At 68.0% G+C, this 15,343-nt stretch carries 16 protein-coding genes and 1 pseudogene; 10 read left to right on the top strand and 7 right to left on the bottom strand.

Annotated elements, in window-relative coordinates; translation table 11 throughout:
- Positions 1–969 (bottom strand): enoyl-CoA hydratase/isomerase family protein, encoded by a 969-nt coding sequence (locus tag OG303_RS01715; protein WP_405863963.1) that lies wholly within the window; start codon positions 967–969, stop codon positions 1–3.
- 210 nt (positions 970–1,179) lie between these two features.
- Between OG303_RS01715 and OG303_RS01710 the strand changes: the two genes are divergently transcribed.
- Complete coding sequence (locus OG303_RS01710) at positions 1,180–1,863, top strand: TetR/AcrR family transcriptional regulator (protein WP_405863961.1); 684 nt, start codon at positions 1,180–1,182, stop codon at positions 1,861–1,863.
- A 34-nt stretch (positions 1,864–1,897) separates the two neighbouring features.
- Here OG303_RS01710 and OG303_RS01705 read toward each other — a convergent pair whose 3' ends face one another.
- Entirely contained in the window at positions 1,898–2,794 is an 897-nt protein-coding gene (locus OG303_RS01705; protein WP_405863959.1) for an SDR family oxidoreductase, read from the bottom strand.
- Between the two features lie 107 nt (positions 2,795–2,901).
- On the opposite strand from OG303_RS01705, the gene OG303_RS01700 reads away from it, so the two are divergent.
- The 3 genes from OG303_RS01700 (at position 2,902) to OG303_RS01690 (ending at position 5,108) form a co-directional block, all read left to right on the top strand.
- Complete coding sequence (locus OG303_RS01700; RefSeq protein ID WP_405863958.1) at positions 2,902–3,399, top strand: winged helix-turn-helix transcriptional regulator; 498 nt, start codon at positions 2,902–2,904, stop codon at positions 3,397–3,399.
- Positions 3,400–3,513: 114 nt separating this feature from the next.
- Complete coding sequence (locus tag OG303_RS01695; RefSeq protein ID WP_405863956.1) at positions 3,514–4,047, top strand: SRPBCC family protein; 534 nt, start codon at positions 3,514–3,516, stop codon at positions 4,045–4,047.
- Positions 4,047–5,108: an LLM class flavin-dependent oxidoreductase gene (locus OG303_RS01690; RefSeq protein WP_405863954.1), complete on the top strand. Its 1,062-nt coding sequence runs from the start codon at positions 4,047–4,049 to the stop codon at positions 5,106–5,108. The genes OG303_RS01695 and OG303_RS01690 overlap by 1 nt, the downstream gene beginning before the upstream one ends.
- A 68-nt stretch (positions 5,109–5,176) precedes the next feature.
- Here OG303_RS01690 and OG303_RS01685 read toward each other — a convergent pair whose 3' ends face one another.
- Positions 5,177–5,806, bottom strand: coding sequence for a TetR/AcrR family transcriptional regulator (locus OG303_RS01685; RefSeq protein WP_405863952.1), 630 nt, complete (start codon positions 5,804–5,806; stop codon positions 5,177–5,179).
- 64 nt (positions 5,807–5,870) lie between these two features.
- On the opposite strand from OG303_RS01685, the gene OG303_RS01680 reads away from it, so the two are divergent.
- Together OG303_RS01680 and lpdA are read left to right on the top strand one after the other, a co-directional pair.
- Entirely contained in the window at positions 5,871–7,082 is a 1,212-nt protein-coding gene (locus OG303_RS01680) for a saccharopine dehydrogenase NADP-binding domain-containing protein (protein WP_405863950.1), read from the top strand.
- Positions 7,083–7,266: 184 nt separating this feature from the next.
- Entirely contained in the window at positions 7,267–8,679 is a 1,413-nt protein-coding gene (gene lpdA / locus OG303_RS01675) for a dihydrolipoyl dehydrogenase (RefSeq protein ID WP_405863948.1), read from the top strand.
- 78 nt (positions 8,680–8,757) lie between these two features.
- Here lpdA and OG303_RS01670 read toward each other — a convergent pair whose 3' ends face one another.
- Entirely contained in the window at positions 8,758–9,336 is a 579-nt protein-coding gene (locus tag OG303_RS01670) for a TetR/AcrR family transcriptional regulator (protein WP_405863946.1), read from the bottom strand.
- Positions 9,337–9,622: 286 nt separating this feature from the next.
- A pseudogene (locus OG303_RS01665) lies at positions 9,623–10,395 on the bottom strand (NAD(P)-dependent oxidoreductase).
- 132 nt (positions 10,396–10,527) lie between these two features.
- On the opposite strand from OG303_RS01665, the gene OG303_RS01660 reads away from it, so the two are divergent.
- The 4 genes from OG303_RS01660 to OG303_RS01645 all read left to right on the top strand — a co-directional run bounded on the left by OG303_RS01660 (position 10,528) and on the right by OG303_RS01645 (position 13,444).
- Complete coding sequence (locus tag OG303_RS01660) at positions 10,528–10,800, top strand: hypothetical protein (RefSeq protein ID WP_405863944.1); 273 nt, start codon at positions 10,528–10,530, stop codon at positions 10,798–10,800.
- Between the two features lie 96 nt (positions 10,801–10,896).
- Positions 10,897–11,475, top strand: a complete 579-nt coding sequence (locus OG303_RS01655; protein ID WP_405863942.1) for a TetR/AcrR family transcriptional regulator — start codon at positions 10,897–10,899, stop codon at positions 11,473–11,475.
- A gap of 77 nt (positions 11,476–11,552) precedes the next feature.
- On the top strand, positions 11,553–12,335 hold the full coding sequence (locus tag OG303_RS01650) for an oxidoreductase (RefSeq protein WP_405863940.1): 783 nt from the start codon (positions 11,553–11,555) through the stop codon (positions 12,333–12,335).
- A gap of 293 nt (positions 12,336–12,628) precedes the next feature.
- The gene (locus OG303_RS01645; protein ID WP_405863938.1) at positions 12,629–13,444 is read left to right on the top strand and encodes an oxidoreductase; all 816 of its coding nucleotides are present in this window, start codon (positions 12,629–12,631) and stop codon (positions 13,442–13,444) included.
- Between the two features lie 193 nt (positions 13,445–13,637).
- Here the strand turns inward: OG303_RS01645 and OG303_RS01640 are convergent, their stop codons facing one another.
- Positions 13,638–14,012: a winged helix-turn-helix transcriptional regulator gene (locus tag OG303_RS01640; RefSeq protein ID WP_405863936.1), complete on the bottom strand. Its 375-nt coding sequence runs from the start codon at positions 14,010–14,012 to the stop codon at positions 13,638–13,640.
- A 235-nt stretch (positions 14,013–14,247) separates the two neighbouring features.
- On the bottom strand, positions 14,248–15,303 hold the full coding sequence (locus OG303_RS01635; RefSeq protein WP_405863934.1) for an aldo/keto reductase: 1,056 nt from the start codon (positions 15,301–15,303) through the stop codon (positions 14,248–14,250).
- Between the last annotated feature and the right edge of the window lie 40 nt (positions 15,304–15,343).

Below are 15,343 nucleotides of genomic sequence, written 5' to 3'. Positions count from 1 at the left end.
TCACCGTCCTTTCGTTGAGCGGGGTGTGTGGACGCTGCCCGAGGCGAGCGCCTGCGCGTAGGTGTCCGGTTCGTACAGCGGGAGCTCGCCGTTGACGTCCGTCGTCTTCATGTAGCTGAGCATCCCGTCCTGGCCGTTCGGCGTCTTGACCTGGACGAAGAACTCGGCGCGTTCGACGTGCAGGCCCTCCTCCAGCGACATCGAGCCGCCGAAGTACACCGACCTCTTGGCGGCCGCGACCGACGCCTTCGACCGCTTCCCGAAGTGTTCGGCGAGTTCGACCGCCTGCGCGACGACCTTGTCCTGCGGAACGATCTTGTCGACCGCCCCGTTGGCGAGAGCCTCCTCGGGCGTGAACGGCTTGCCCTCGAGGATCGCGGCCAGGGACCGGTGGGTGCCGATCAGGCGGGTCAGCCGCTGGGTGCCGCCGCCACCCGGGATGATGCCGAGGAGGATTTCCGGCTGGCCGATGAAGAAGTCCCCGTCGGCCATGACCCGCAGATCGCAGGCCCAGGCGAACTCGGCGCCGAGGCCGAGAGCCGATCCGTTGAGGGCTGCGACGAAGAGGACACCGCTGCTGTTCATCCGGAGGAAGGCCCTGTGGATGTGCTCAAGCTGGAGGGCTCCCCGCATGGGGGTCCTGCTCATGAGGGCACTCAGGACACGGGACCGGTCCACGTACTTCGCCACGCGGACCGCGGCGGCGGCACCGCGCCGGCCGAGCCTGGGACCTGCGTCGCCCTCTTCCTGAAGCCACCGGACCGCGGCATGGCTGACGAACCGCTCGGGATGTGCTCCCGTGAACACGACCGCGCGGACGTTCGGATCACGGTCGACCCGGGTCACCAGCTTGTGCAGCTTGTTGGCGATGTCGAGGCCGAACAGCTGGTGCGGGCCGCCGTCGACCCGGACGATCAGGACGGCTCCGCGGTCCTCGATCTCCAGATGACCCTTGTCTTGGTATGGCATGGATTCTGCTCCCGGGCTGAGTTCATGGGGAGTGGAAAGCGCGTGGGGGAGGGGGTGCCGGCGCCAGGAATTTGGGACAGTGCGCGAAGGCGCGTACAGGGATGGGCGCCCGTGTGCGAAACGGCACATCACTCGTGATGTGTACCATTGCCGTGCCGAGTTAGATAACCAAGTTATTTCAGGCGTGTCAACGGTAGAGGCGGGAGAAACATGGCAGGGCGGGCGAGACTCGACGACGCACCGGAGCGGCTTGTACAGGCCGCCATCGGTCTGCTGGCCGAACAGGGTCCGTCGGCCGTCAAGGCGCGCACGGTGGCGTCCGCGAGCGGACTCTCGACGATGGTGGTGTACAGCCACTTCGGTGGGATCCCCGAACTGATGCGAGCCGTCGCCGACCATGGGTTCAAGGAGCTCAGCGCGGCGTTCGCCCGAGTGCCGGTGACCGAGGATCCGATTGCGGATCTCTTCGCCCTGGCCTTGACCTGCCGCCGAGTGGCGCGCGAGAACCCGCACCTCTACGACCTGATGTTCGGGCTGTCCACTCGTGCGACCTACCGGCCGCTGTCGGACGCGGACCTTCGTTTCAGCGGCCATTCCCCGGCCTTCCGAGAAGCCCACACCCTCGTCACCGCGGCGTGCGAACGGCTCGTGGACTCCGGCAGGGTCGAGCGGCAGGAACCCGAGGTCATCGCCGCTCAGTTGTGGAGTCTGGTCCATGGATACATCACCCTCGAGTTGGCCGAGCACTTCGTCGAGTTCGAGGACGCCGTGGTCGAGGTCATGCTGCCGATGGGCGTGAACTTCTCTGTCGGGTTGGGGGACGAGCGGGAACGTGCCGAGGCCTCGCACGAGGCCGGCGCGCGCCTTTACGAGTCGATCGCTCACGACCGGTGAAAGCCGGGCGGTCGGAAGACTGCCCCATCCGCGGCTAGGACGACTTGGTCTCCGCAGCGGGCGCGTCGGTGCCTGGCGTGAGTTGGTCATGCCTCCCCAGCGCCGCGACCTCCCGTTCGAGGGACGGAACCGCACGGGCCGCGAAGCGCCTCGCCCAGGGCCAGGCCAGTGGTGAATTCAGCGCGGCCTTCGCCCAGTTGGCCACGACGACGGCGCGCGGGACGTACACGCGGCTGCGTCGCCGCACGAGCCCGTCGACGATCGCGGCCGCCGCCCGGTCGGCGCTCGTGGTGACGTTGCCCGGATAGGGCAGCCGGTTTCGCAGGCCCTGGAAGGACGGGAGATCCGCCTCGGCGCCACGTACGAGGTCCGTGTCGATCCAGGAGGGGTGCACCAGGCCGACCGTGACCCCGAGGTGTGCCACCTCCTGGCGGTAGGTCAGGGCGAGCAGCTCGGCGGCGGCCTTGCTCGCTCCGTACGAGGCCATCGCGGCCAGCGGCATGAACGACAGTGCGGACGCCACGACCAGCACATGGCCCCGGCTGCGCTCCAGGTGGGGTGTCGCGTACTTGAGGGTGCGGAAGACGCCGTTCAGATTGATGTCCAGGACCCGTTCGAACGACGCCTCGTCGGTCTGCCGAACCGTCCCGTACGCCACGACACCGGCGTTGGCGACGACGAGATCGATGCCGCCCATGACCTCCGCGGCCTGATCGATGGCCAACCGGAGCGCGGTGCCGTCGCGTACATCGGCCTCACGCCAGAAGGCGGTGGGGCCCAGATCGCGGGCGAGGTCACGCAGGCGATCCGGCTCCAGTCCGATCAGGGTCACCTCGGCGCCTCGGGCGGCGGCCAGGCGGGCCACCTTCTCGCCGATGCCGCGTGCGGCTCCGGTGACAACCAGCCTTCTGCCCAGCAAGTCACGTTTCATGGCGGCAACATAACTTCGTTATTTAGGGAGCGCAAGATGTCGCACGCATGAACTGCCGCCGATCCACCTGCTGGGTCTCATGACTGGACGAACCTATGCTTGCGGCCATGAGGCGGACATCCTTTGCGCAGTGGCCCTGCTCGATCGCCCGGACCATGGACCTGCTCGGGGACTGGTGGACGCCGTTGGTGCTGCGTGAGGCGTTCTACGGGATCCGGCGGTTCGACGCGTTCCAGGCATCGCTGGGGGTCGCTCGCAACACGCTGACGGACCGGCTGCGCCGGCTGGTTGAGGAGGGGCTGCTGGAGAAGCGGCCGTACCAGACGGAGCCGGTTCGGTACGACTATGTGCTCACCGAGAAGGGCCGCGACTTCTACGGCGTCCTGCTGGTGATGAACCGGTGGGGGGACCGCTGGCTGGCCGGTGAAGCGGGCCCGCCGGTGGCCATGCGTCACGAGGTGTGCGGGCAGGAGACCCATGCCGAGGTGGTGTGTGCCTCCTGCGGCGAGCCGATGACCGCGGAGAACACCCGCCCCCGGATAGGGCCCGGCTATCCGCCGCACCTGGCCGAGCGGCCGGATGTACGGGAGCGTTTCGCGGACTGACCCAGTAGCTCCGCGTGGATGGTTTCCACCCTTGACATGTGAGTCTATCTACGCAACTTTACTGGTCAGTACGTCCCAGAGAGTTCTCGGATGAGGCAGGGAGGCCGCAGGATCATGGAGTGGACGGGCGCGCGCTATGCGGACAAACCGACGGTGGAGGTCCACACCTGGATCGCCGCCCCGCCGGACGAGGTCTGGACGCTGGTGTCCGACATCGAGCTGATGCCGCGTATGAGCTCCGAGTTGCAGTCGGTGACATGGCTGGACGGCCGGAGTTGCCCCGCGCTGGGTGCCCGGTTCGTCGGTCGGAGCAGGCACGAGGCGCTGGGGGAGTGGGCCACCACCTCTTCCATCGTCGAGTACGAGCCGTCGAAGGTGCTTGCCTGGGCGGTCGAGGACCCGCAACATCCCACCGCCGTCTGGCGGTTCACCCTGGAGCCGCAGGACGGCGGCACGCTGCTGCGGGAGTGGATGCAGATGGGGCCGGCCCGCTCGGGCCTCTCCTTCGCCATCGACAGCATGCCGGAGAAGGAGCAGAAGATCGTCTTCGTGCGCATGCGGGAGTTCGAGGCCAACATGACCGTCACCCTCGAAGAGATCAAGAAGCTGGCCGAGGAAGCCTCGACCGCGGGCGAGGCGAGTCTGTGATGCGCACCTCCACCACGATCGAAGCCTCCGGTGGCGACTGGCGGGAGATCGTCGCCTATGTCACCGAGGCGGAGAAGCTCGGTCTGGACATCTGCTGGGTGGCGGAGGCGTGGGGCTCGGAGGCGCCCTCGCCGTTGGGCTACCTTGCGGCGAAGACCGAGCGCATGCTCCTCGGATCCGGAATCATGCAGCTCGGCACCCGCACGCCGATGGCCATCGCCCGCGCCGCGATCACGCTGTCTCAGATCTCCCAGGGGCGGTTCCTTCTCGGGCTTGGTCCCTCCGGGCCGCAGGTGATCGAAGGGCTGCACGGAGTGCCGTTCGACCGTCCGCTGTCACGGATGTGCGAGACCGTCGAGATCGTGCGCCAGGCGGCCTCGGGGGTGAAGGTCTCCCACTCCGGGCGCGAATTCCACATCCCGCTGCCGGGCGGGGACGGCAAGCCCATGCGCCTGTCCATGCGCGCCGAGTACGACATCCCCGTCTACCTGGCCACTCTCTCGCCGAAGATGCTGCACCTGACCGGTGAGATCGCCGACGGCTGGCTGGGCACCAGTTTCGTTCCCGAGGGCGCCAAGGAGGCGTACTTCGACCACCTCGACCGGGGCCTGGCCAACGCCGGTCGCACGCGCGCCGACCTCGACATCTGCCAGGGCGCCGAGGTCGCCTTCGCCGACGACGAGGACGCACTGAGCGCGATGGTGGCCGGACGCAAGAAGGAGCTGGCCTTCAGCCTCGGCGGAATGGGCTCCGCGACCACGAACTTCTACAACAACGCCTACAGCCGCCAGGGTTGGGCCAAGGTGGCGGCCGAAGTCCGCACGCGTTGGCAGGCCGGCGACCGGGACGGTGCGACCGCTCTGGTCACCGACGAGATGGTGCTGGCGACCACCTTGATCGGAACCGAGGACATGGTGCGCGAGCGGCTGCGCGTGTGGCGCGACGCCGGCGTCGACACCGTTCGTTTCTATCCGGCAGGCGAGACCCTCGACGATCGACTCAACACCCTGGGCCGGGCCATCGACCTGGTCCGCGGTATCGAGGCCGAGGCGGCACGATAACGACGCGGCCTCGCCGACAGGAGGCGGGGCGCTACGCGGCGACGCTCTCCGTGCGGTCCCATTTCAGGTCAACCGTGGGCGCCGACGCCTTCTGCCGCCAGGCCTGACATCAGCAGGGTGATCGCGCGGAACGTCCTGGTCAGTGCGTCCTCCCGGTCCGCCGCGGCGGCGATGATCTGGTTGCCCTCGCACAGGGCTGCCAAGAGCAGTCGGGCGACAGTGGCGACAGGGACATCCGGTTGCAGGTCGCCGCGTTCGGCCAGAACGGCCAGGAGCCGTTCGATCGGCGGTTGGGCGACGGTTTCGTTGATGTGCCGGTACTGCTCGCCCAGGACCGAGGGTGCCTGGGCCATCAGCTCACGGTGCAGTGGGTCGTCGATGGTCCGGCGCAGGAAGGCGTGCGTGAGGCCGACCACCGCGGTCATGGCGGGCTCGTCCGGCGTGGCCCGGATCGCCTCGGACGTCGCGTCGCCCAGAACCCCGACCTGCTGAATGAGCTCCGTGTAGAGCTCGGCGAACATCGCCTTCTTGTCCGGGAAGTGGTGATAGAAGGTGCCCTTGCTCACCAGCGCCGCCCCGGTGATGGCCTCGACCGACGTGTCCGCGAACCCGTTGTCGACGAACAGTTTGCGCGCGGTCGCCACCAGGTCCGTCCGCGTCTGCTCCGCGTACATCTGGCGTCGGTTTGGCCCTCTCATGTGTGCCATTGTATATTCAATGACCCGAAGTCAATGAATGACTCGTGGTCAATCGATGGTCGTCATGACAAGGCCCTCCGGGAAGGCAGGCGGAGCCGTGGAGAAGCGCAGGATCGTGTTGCTCGGCGCGACGGGATACACCGGACAGCGAGTGCTTCGGGAACTGCTCGCACGAGGCGAGAAGCCGACCTTGGTCGGGCGAAGCCGAACCAGGATGCTGGCTCTGGCCGACCAGTTCGAGGCAGAGCTGCCGGTGGCAGAGGTGGACGTCACGTCGGCGTCCGACCTCACGCGCCTCCTGGAGCCCAGCGACGTGGTCCTGTCCACCGTCGGGCCGTTCATGCAGCTCGGTATGGCCACCGTCACGGCTGCCGCGCGGGCAGGAGCCCACTACTTCGACTCCACGGGAGAGGGGCCCTTCGCCCGTCGCGTCCTTGATGAGCTGGACTCCGTCGCTGCCGCCCGGGGAGCGACCCTTGTGCCGGCGTTCGGCTATGACTACGTGCCGGGCAATCTCGCCGGCGCGCTGGCTCTGGACCAGGCGGGCGAGCGCGCACGCCATGTCGAGATCGGCTACTTCATCACCCGCTCGGGACACGGGGACGAACTGCTCTACCGGAGCACCCTGCGGGACTCCTACACCCTGACCACGGCAGGCACGCGGCAGACGCTGGTCGCCGCGGCGGCCGAAGAGGGCTTCGCCTACCGTCCCGCACGTCCCGGGCAGCCTTCCCGACTGATCGGCGAACGTGCTGCCAAGCGTGTGCGCACAAGTCGCTACGCCGGTGTGAAGCGTTCGGTCATGACCGTCCCGGGCACCGAGCATCTCGGACTCCCGGCGGTCTTTCCCCGGTTGGAGAGTGTCGAGGTGGGTCTGGGCTGGCTCGGGCGGTGGACCCGTCCGATACAGATCGCCGCAACGCTCCAGGCGCCCTTGCTGCGGTCGGCGAAGGTGCGGGCCGCGCTGGCGCGATGGTCCGAGCGGCTCCCGGGAGCCCACCGCGAACCGGATCTCGACGGCCGTTCCCTGGTGATCGCCGTGGCGCGTGACGGGCACGGTCGTCTCCTGGCCACGACAGCCCTGACCGGGCCGGACCCGTACGAGATGACGGGATCTCTTCTGGCATGGGGCGCCATGTACGCGGCGGCCCCGGATGCCGTGCTCCAACCTGGCGTGCACGGACCGGTCGCGGCCTTCGGGCTCGACACCCTCAGGCGCGGTGTCACCGAGGCCGGCGTGCAGGAAGTCGACGAGGTGTCGGCGCGCCGTCGCTGATTGCCGCGCGGGCATAGATCATGACATCGGGGCGCTGAAGCAGACGTCCAGCGGACTGCCTGCGGTTTCCCTGAGGCCGGCAGTGGCGGAAACCACCGCTGTCGGGTTGAAGAACAGGTTGTTCGATCGGGAGCCGGCCGGTCCCTCGCGGGGAACCGGCCGCCCCAGCGGAAAGGAACCTTCCATGGATGAACAGGGCGAGCGCTTCGACGTCGTCGTACTCGGCGCAGGCCCCGGCGGCTATGTCGCCGCCATCCGGGCCGCTCAACTGGGCAAGCGCGTGGCGGTCGTCGAGGAGAAGTACTGGGGCGGCGTCTGTCTGAACGTGGGCTGTATCCCCACCAAGGCCCTGTTGCGCAACGCCGAGCTGGCGCACATCTTCACGCGTGAGGCGAAGACCTTCGGCATCAAGGTCGACGGGCAGGTCTCCTTCGACTACGGGGAGGCCTTCCGCCGCAGTCGGAAGGTCGCGGACGGCCGGGTCAAGGGCGTCCACTACCTGATGAAGAAGAACAAGATCACGGAGATCAGCGGCCGCGGCACGTTCCTGGACCCGCACACGCTCCAGGTCGCCGACTACGACGGCAACATCCGCACCATCGGCTTCGACGACTGCATCATCGCCACCGGCGCCACCCCCAAGCTGCTGCCGGGCACCCGCCGTACCTCGCGGGTGGTGACGTTCGAGGAGCAGATCCTCGCCGAGGACCTGCCGCAGTCCATCGTGATCGCGGGCGCCGGCGCGATCGGCATCGAATTCGCCTACGTCCTGAACAACTACGGTGTGAAGGTCACCGTCGTGGAGTTCCTGGACCGCGTGGCACCGCTGGAGGATGCCGAGGTCTCCGCCGAACTTGCCAAGCAGTACCGCAAGTTGGGCATCGACGTCCTCACCTCCACACGGGTCGAGTCGATCGACGAGTCCGGCCCGCAGGTACGGGTCACGGTCACAGGAAAGGACGGCGCCCAGCAGGTCCTGGAGGCCGACAAGGTCCTCCAGGCGATCGGGTTCGCACCGAACGTCACCGGCTACGGCCTGGAGAACACCGGCGTGACCCTCACCGAGCGCGGCGCGATCGACGTGGACGGCCGCTGCCGCACCTCCGTCCCGCACATCTATGCCATCGGTGACGTCACCGCGAAGCTGATGCTCGCGCACGCCGCCGAGGCGATGGGCGTGATCGCCGCCGAAACCCTCGCGGACGCGGAGACGATGGAGCTGGACTACGCGATGATTCCGCGCGCCACCTACTGCCAGCCCCAGATCGCCAGCTTCGGCTATACCGAGGCGCAGGCGAGGGAGAAGGGCTACGACGTCCAGGTCGCCAAGTTCCCGTTCACGGCGAACGCCAAGGCTCACGGCCTCGGTGATGCGACCGGCTTCGTGAAGCTGATCAGCGACGCCAAGTACGGCGAGCTCCTCGGCGGCCACCTGATCGGCCCGGACGTCACGGAGCTGCTCCCGGAGCTGACCCTGGCGCAGCAGTGGGACCTCACCGTGCATGAAGTCGCCCGCAACGTTCACGCCCACCCCACCCTCGGCGAGGCAGTCAAGGAAGCCGTCCACGGCCTCGCAGGCCACATGATCAACATGTAGTGAGGCGACAGGAAGACCCCCTGGCACTCGGATCGGTTGCGCAACCTCAAGCTGCTATGGGGGTCCTGCCCCCGTACGTCATGGGACCGGGCGCCGGACGGCGTCCATCAGCAGGTCGAGCATGCGGCACAACTGTTCGCGTCCGCCTGCCAGTGAGGTCGTGGTGAACATACCGACGAGGGTGACGACTATGTCGTCGGCGCGGACATCGTCGCGCAGCGTCCCGGCGGTTGTCCCGGCATTGAGGATGCCTTGCACCGCAGCGCAGAGCTGTTCGCGTGCCTGCGATGCGGTCGCGATGTCGGACGCGAGAACCGCACGTAGCGCGTCCGCCGTCTCTCGTTTCGTACTCGCATAGTCGGCGAAGCGGTCCATCCAGCTGCGCAGTGCCTGGGCCGGCTCCTTCGCGTCGAGGAGGGCCTCGGCGTCGGCGCACAACTGGGCCAGCTCCTGCTGGTAGATCGCTTCTATCAGTGCCTCTCGGGTGGGGAAGTGCCGGTAGAGAGTGGCGATCCCTACACCGGTGTCCCGCGCGATCTGCTTCAGGGATACCGGCGCCTCGGATGCGAACGCGATGCGTGCGGCGTCGAGCAGACGGGAGCGGTTGCGTGCCGCGTCCGCACGGACAGGTTTGGGCGTGTCACGGCTCGACATCATTCGAAGGGACCTTCGGCTGCTCTGCGGCGAGAAGCGGAGGTGCTTCCGCCTTACTGGATTGATGGAAGGAGTCGACGGAGTTGCCGCCGTCCGGGTCTCATCCGGCCTCCAAAGCCATTAACTTATGATCGTAATATAAAGCGGTCTCGGCCGCAAGCGGGACCCGCCGTAGAGAGTCAGAGGAGCAGTCGTGCCTCCAGCGCCGTACGCTCCTCCGCTCGCGGGCCGCGTCGGCGGTCTGGGCGTCAGGGAGGGGGCGGCACCGCGTGAGCAGCCCGAGTCGCGCCTAGGCTCGCAGGCTTGCCTGCTCGCGGGTGACGGTGTGCCCCAGGGGCTGTGCGCCGGCGAACGCGAGGATCTCGTCTCGGACAAGGTCGCCCATGCGTTGGTTCTCCGTGCCCACCGAGCCGGCCGAGTGCCCGGTGAGCATCACGTTCGCCAGATCGAACAGCGGAGATTCGGACTCTGGTGGTTCGGGCCAGGTCACGTCCAGGACGGCCAGCACATCGGGACGCTGTCCGGGCACCGAGACCAGAGCCGCTTCATCGACGACCGCACCGCGCGAGGTGTTGAGGACACCGCTCCGGGGCGCAATCGAGCCAACAGGTCTGCCGTGATCAGCTGATCGGTCACCCCGGCAATGAGCGGTGTGTGGACACTCACGATGGCGCTCTCGGTGAAGATCTCTTCCAGGTCCGCCGCGCGCCGCACTCCGGCCGCCGCGAGGTCGGCGTCGTCCACGAACGGGTCCCACACGACGACGTCGGCGTCGTCCACGAACGGGTCCCACACGACGACGTCGGCGTCGAACCGGGCAAGCCGCTCGCGCACCTTTCGAGCGGTGTCGGTGGTGAAGGGAGGATCGACGTCCTGCTCGAACCGTTCCCCGACGCAGTGGTCCGTGCGGCGGCCGGGACCAAGGCCCACATGGCCGTCCAGACCACCGCGGAGTCCTGTGCGGAGTTCTGTCACGCGCTGTTCCCGGCCGGATACCGACGGCTTCCGTCGACGCGCGGGTCGTCGGGGAGGGGGGACCGGGCCTGGGGGGCACGCGCTCATCCCCGTCGAGGTCGTTCACAGCGACAGCGACGACACGACCGTGCTCCGGGTGCCGAGCCCGAAGCCGGCAGGGCCCGGTGACGTGGTCTACAACGGCGTGCACCTCTCGCTCGCGGAATCCGCGAGCGAGAGGTGGCGACGCGTGGCGCTCCACTCTCGGCCAAGTGGGGGCACCCGGAGCGGAGTTCGTGGTGGCCGGTCACGAAGACACCACCCGACCCGGACGGCCCGGTCAACATCGGCCGCGCACGGCGCTACCTCGACGACGTGGACCGGCATTTGAGGAGCTCCACCACGCCGATGGAGTTCTTCCAGGGAATGACGAGTCTCCACCTCCAGCGCATCCACCCGGGCGTGCTGTTGTCCGGAGCCCAGAGCCTGCTGTCCGGCAACTCGGCTCAGTAGTACCGCCCCCGTGTACCGCCCCGAGGTGTTGGCCCGACGGCCAGCCATGGAGGAGTATTTTACCTGTAGGTCAAGAATACTGTTAGGATCTCGCTCATGGGAAGGCCCAAACAGTTCGACCCGGACGTGGCGGTCGAGCAGGCGATGCAGGTGTTCTGGCGTCAGGGTTACGGCGCCACCACACCTCAATGCCTTGTCGACACCCTGGGTATCGGCAAGGGGAGCCTCTACAACGCCTTCGGTGGCAAGCGTCAGTTGTTCGACCTGGCGTTGCGCCGCTATCTGGACCTACAGAACTCCGCGGTGGCGGAGCTGCTGGAGGGTCCCGGGCCAGTGAAGGACCGGCTGCGCAGCGCATTGCTCTTCGTCGCTCAGGCGGACCTCGCCGACCCTGATCGCCGTGGCTGCCTGGCACTGAACACCGCGATCGAGTTCGGTCGCGGGGATGAATCCGTGACGGCGCAGGTGCGGGGCATGTTCGATCGAATCGAAGGCGCCTTCCGTGCGTTGGTGGAGGAGGGGCAGCGCGCCGGGGAGATCGACCCGGGGCGTGACGCGAAGGCCCTGGCCAGCCTGCTGCTGAACACCGTCAACGGCATGCGGCTCGCGGCCCGTGTCGACTCCGGGCCCGACCGCCTCCGCAGAGTGATCGACGCAACCATCGACCTTCTCTGACCCCTGTCGCGGGCGTGTATTCGTATTGACCGCGCTGTGCCCAAATTTTGTACCTAGAGTTCAAGAAAAGGATGACCATGAATCTCGACCTCGCCAACAAGACCGCTGTCGTGACCGGAGCGAGCCGGGGCATCGGACTGGCCACCGTCCAGGCGCTGACGGCGGAAGGGGTCCGCGTCCTCGGCGCCGCCCGTACGATCACCAGCGAACTCAAGGAGACCGGTGCCCGCACCGTGAGCGCCGACCTCAGCACCGCCGAGGGTGCGCGCACCCTGATCGACGCGGCCCTCGCGGAACTGGGCGGAATCGACCTGCTGGTCAACAACGTCGGCGGCGGCGACGACCTCGCCGTCAAGGGCTTCCTCGACACCGACGACGAGCAGTGGGCGTCCCTTCTCGACATCAACCTGCTCAGCACCGTCCGGGTCAGCCGGGCCGCCCTGCCCAGCCTCATCGAGCGCAAGGGCGTGATCGTCAACGTTTCCTCGGTCGTCGCGCACCTGCCGGGTCTCGGCCCCGTCGCCTACTCCACCGCCAAGGCGGCGCTCACCGCCCTCGGCAAGGTCCTGGCCGAGGAGTTCGGCCCCCAGGGCGTGCGCGTCAACACCGTCTCTCCCGGATTGGTGCACAGTTCCATCTACGACAGCCCGGAGAAGTTCGGCGGGCAGGTGGCAGCGGCCTTCGGTATGGACATCGCCTCCTTCGTCCAGCAGGCACCCGGAGCTCTCGGCATCACCACCGGTCGCCTGGTCGAGCCGAAGGAAGTCGCGGCCCTGATCACCTTCCTCCTTTCCGACGCCACCGCCAGCGTCACGGGCGCGGACTATCTGATCGACGGCGGGCAGCTCAAGGCCGTCTGACTGCGCGGGCCGCGGCAGTACGGGCACTTGGCGGGACGGTATTCGTTCCGGGTGTAGCCGCGACTCCAGCTCGGCGGGTCCGCCCCGCCGCATTCGGCAAGTGGCGCGTCGGTCGGGACGTTGCGCCCAGGCCGTGTCGTGCAGCACCGGCGGCCCGCGCGCCAGGTCAAGGCTCCGGCCGCTTCTGTGATGTCACAGCCGCTGCTGCGGCTCTCTCCCGCCTCCCTGTGGATGGGGGCGGAACACCGACCTTTGACAGTGTGGTCGTAATTCAAAAGACTCAGGAGTTAGCCATGACAGCAGAACGGCCAGTGGCGCTGGTGACGGGTGCGTCCTCGGGTATCGGCAAGGCGACAGCTCACGCGCTCGCCGAGGCGGGGTTCGACGTGGTCGGGACCAGCCGGAAGGCCTCGGGGGGCGCTTCTCGCGGTGGGGTGACGTTCCTCGCCCTCGACGTGACCAGCGACGACTCGGTCAACAGCGTCGTAAAGCAGGTGATTGAGCGGTTCGGGCGCCTCGACGTCCTGGTCAACAACGCCGGGATCGGCGCCAATGGCGCCGCCGAGGAAGTCTCCGTCTCGCTGGCGCAGCGCGTCTTCGATGTGAACGTCTTCGGTCTCATGCGCATGACCAAGGCCGTCCTGCCGCACATGCGCGACCGGGGACGCGGACGCATCATCAACATTTCCTCCGTGGGCGGGTTCGTCCCCAACCCCTTCATGGCCGTCTATGTCGCGACCAAGCATGCGGTCGAGGGCTACTCCGAGTCCCTGGACCACGAGGTCCGCGAGCAGGGCGTTCGGGTCCTGCGCGTCCAGCCCGGCCCCGTCAACACCCCGTTCGACGCGAACATGGTGGAGGCCGACACCCCTATGTCGCTGTACGCGCGGCAACGAGCCGTCTTCGACGAGGTGGTCGAGGAGCAGATGAGGAGCGGCGACGCCCCCGCCGTCATCGCCAAGGCGGTCGTTGCGGCAGCGACCGACCCGAAACCGAAGCTGAGTTATCCCGCGGGGGCGACCGCCGCACGGGTCAGTGTGCTGCGCCGCATCGTCCCTGCCCGGACGTTCGACAAGAGCGTGCGCAAACTCAACCGAATGAACGGTTGAGCCGCGGGCCGGGACCGCAACGCGACAACGGGCCTACGGGTTCGGCTGGACTTTGTGGCGAGTCGGAAGTGGCTGAGAGCGGCGCCCGGTCGGCCGGACAGTTGGCCGGGCGACCCACTGGTGTTCCTCGATCCACCTCGAGCACACTCGTTCTTCGAGCTTGGGAAGCAGTCGAGGGGCGGACCCTCAGTGGTCACGGAGGATCGTCCCCGGCGGGATCGCCGAGGTGGGCCCGTGCCCAGTCTCGGAGTTCATCCATGGCCGGGCCGATCGCCACCCCGGCCTGCGTCAAGTGGTAGCGCACGCGCAGTGGTGGCCCTTGGCTCACGTCGCGCACGACCAGGCCCGCCGTCACCAGTTGGGTCAGCCGGTCGGAGAGCATTCGCTCGCTGATGCCGGGAACAGCACGGCGCAAATCGGTGAAGTGCGCGGGGCCGCCGAGGAGTACGGCGATGAGTGGACCGCTCCAGCGCTTGCCCAGCAAGTCGAAGACACGTGTCGTCACCGCGTCCACACGGCGGCTCCTGACTTCTCCGCGCAGTTCGCCCGAGCTGTCACGCCCTTTCATGGCTTCTCTCTCGCCCCGGCCCTGCGGTCCTGGGTGCCCCCGACACTGATGGGGAATGCGGCATGGTGGCCTCACTTCTTCGCCTGGTGAGTAACCGACAGGCCGGTGCCACGGTCGCCGTCTGTATGGGTCGGATGGGGCGTCTGCGGGCGCGCGGGGCCCCAAGACGCGAGGGCGGTTCGGCGGAGGACCGCCGAACCGGTGGGCGATGAGTCGCCGCGGCAGGATCCGCGGCTCAGGCCGCGGGCACGGCGGGTTGGGTGACGCGGGAGGCGTCACCGCCCTGGACGGCGTCTCGGGCCTTGGCGGTCGCCTCGTGGGGCACTCCCAGAGGGATGGCGCTGACGTCGGACAGGCGTGCGAACTGCTTGGGGCTGAGTTGGACGTCCAGGGCGCCCAGGTAGTCGTCGAGCTGGCTGAGGTTGCGCGGGCCGATGATCGGGACGAACGGGGTGGAGGCCTGAGCGGCACGCTCACGAACCCAGGCCACCGCCACCTGGGCGGGCGTCGCGCCCGTTTCCTCGGCGATGGCCAGGACGGTGTCGATGACGGCGGTCTTCTGTTCGGTGTTCTCGGTGTGGATGACCGCCTTGAGATCGGTCAGCCGCCCCTCGTCGCTGCGGCGGTACTTGCCGGTGAGCAGTCCGCCGCCGAGCGGGGACCACAGCGCGGCGCCCAGTCCCAGGCTCTCGGCCATCGGCAGCAGCTCGCGGTCGGCGGTCCTCTCGACGAGGCTGTACTCGATCTGGATGCCCGCGACCGGTGCCCAGTTCTTGAGGTCCGCGAGGGTCGCGGCCCGGGAGACACGCCATGCCGGGAAGTTGGACAGGGCGGCGTGGAGGATCTTGCCGGAGCTGACCAGGTCGTCCAGTCCGCGCAGGATCTCCTCCATGGGCGTGAGGTCGTCGGGGAAGTGGACCCAGTACAGGTCGATGTAGTCGGTACCGAGTCGCTTCAGACTCGCCTCCAGAGAAGCGACCATGTTCTTGCGGCTGTTGCCCGTCCTGGAGATGCCGGGCTGCGGGCTCGCCCCGTTGGTGAACTTGGTCGCCAGGACGAAGTGGTCCCGGTCGGCGGCGACGAACTTGCCCACCAGCTCTTCCGACTCGCCGAACTGGTAGCCGTCCGCGGTGTCGAGGAACGTCCCGCCGGCCTCGGCGAACCTGTCGAACATCCGACGCGCTTCGTCCGGCTCCGCACCGGCACCCCAGCCGGTGCCGAAGTTCCCTGTGCCGAGCGCGTACTCGGAAACGCGCAGTCCTGTCCGTCGTCCGAAGGTCGTGTAACGCATCAGGTCTCCTAGGTGGTGGCATCGATAGGTGGGGTGGGGG

Origin of the sequence: Streptomyces sp. NBC_00005, assembly GCF_045160215.1 — a bacterium.
In the GTDB taxonomy this organism is placed as follows: Bacteria; Actinomycetota; Actinomycetes; order Streptomycetales; family Streptomycetaceae; genus Streptomyces.
The sequence above is the reverse complement of the archived record's forward strand: the minus strand, read 5'-3'. Positions and strand labels throughout refer to the sequence as shown.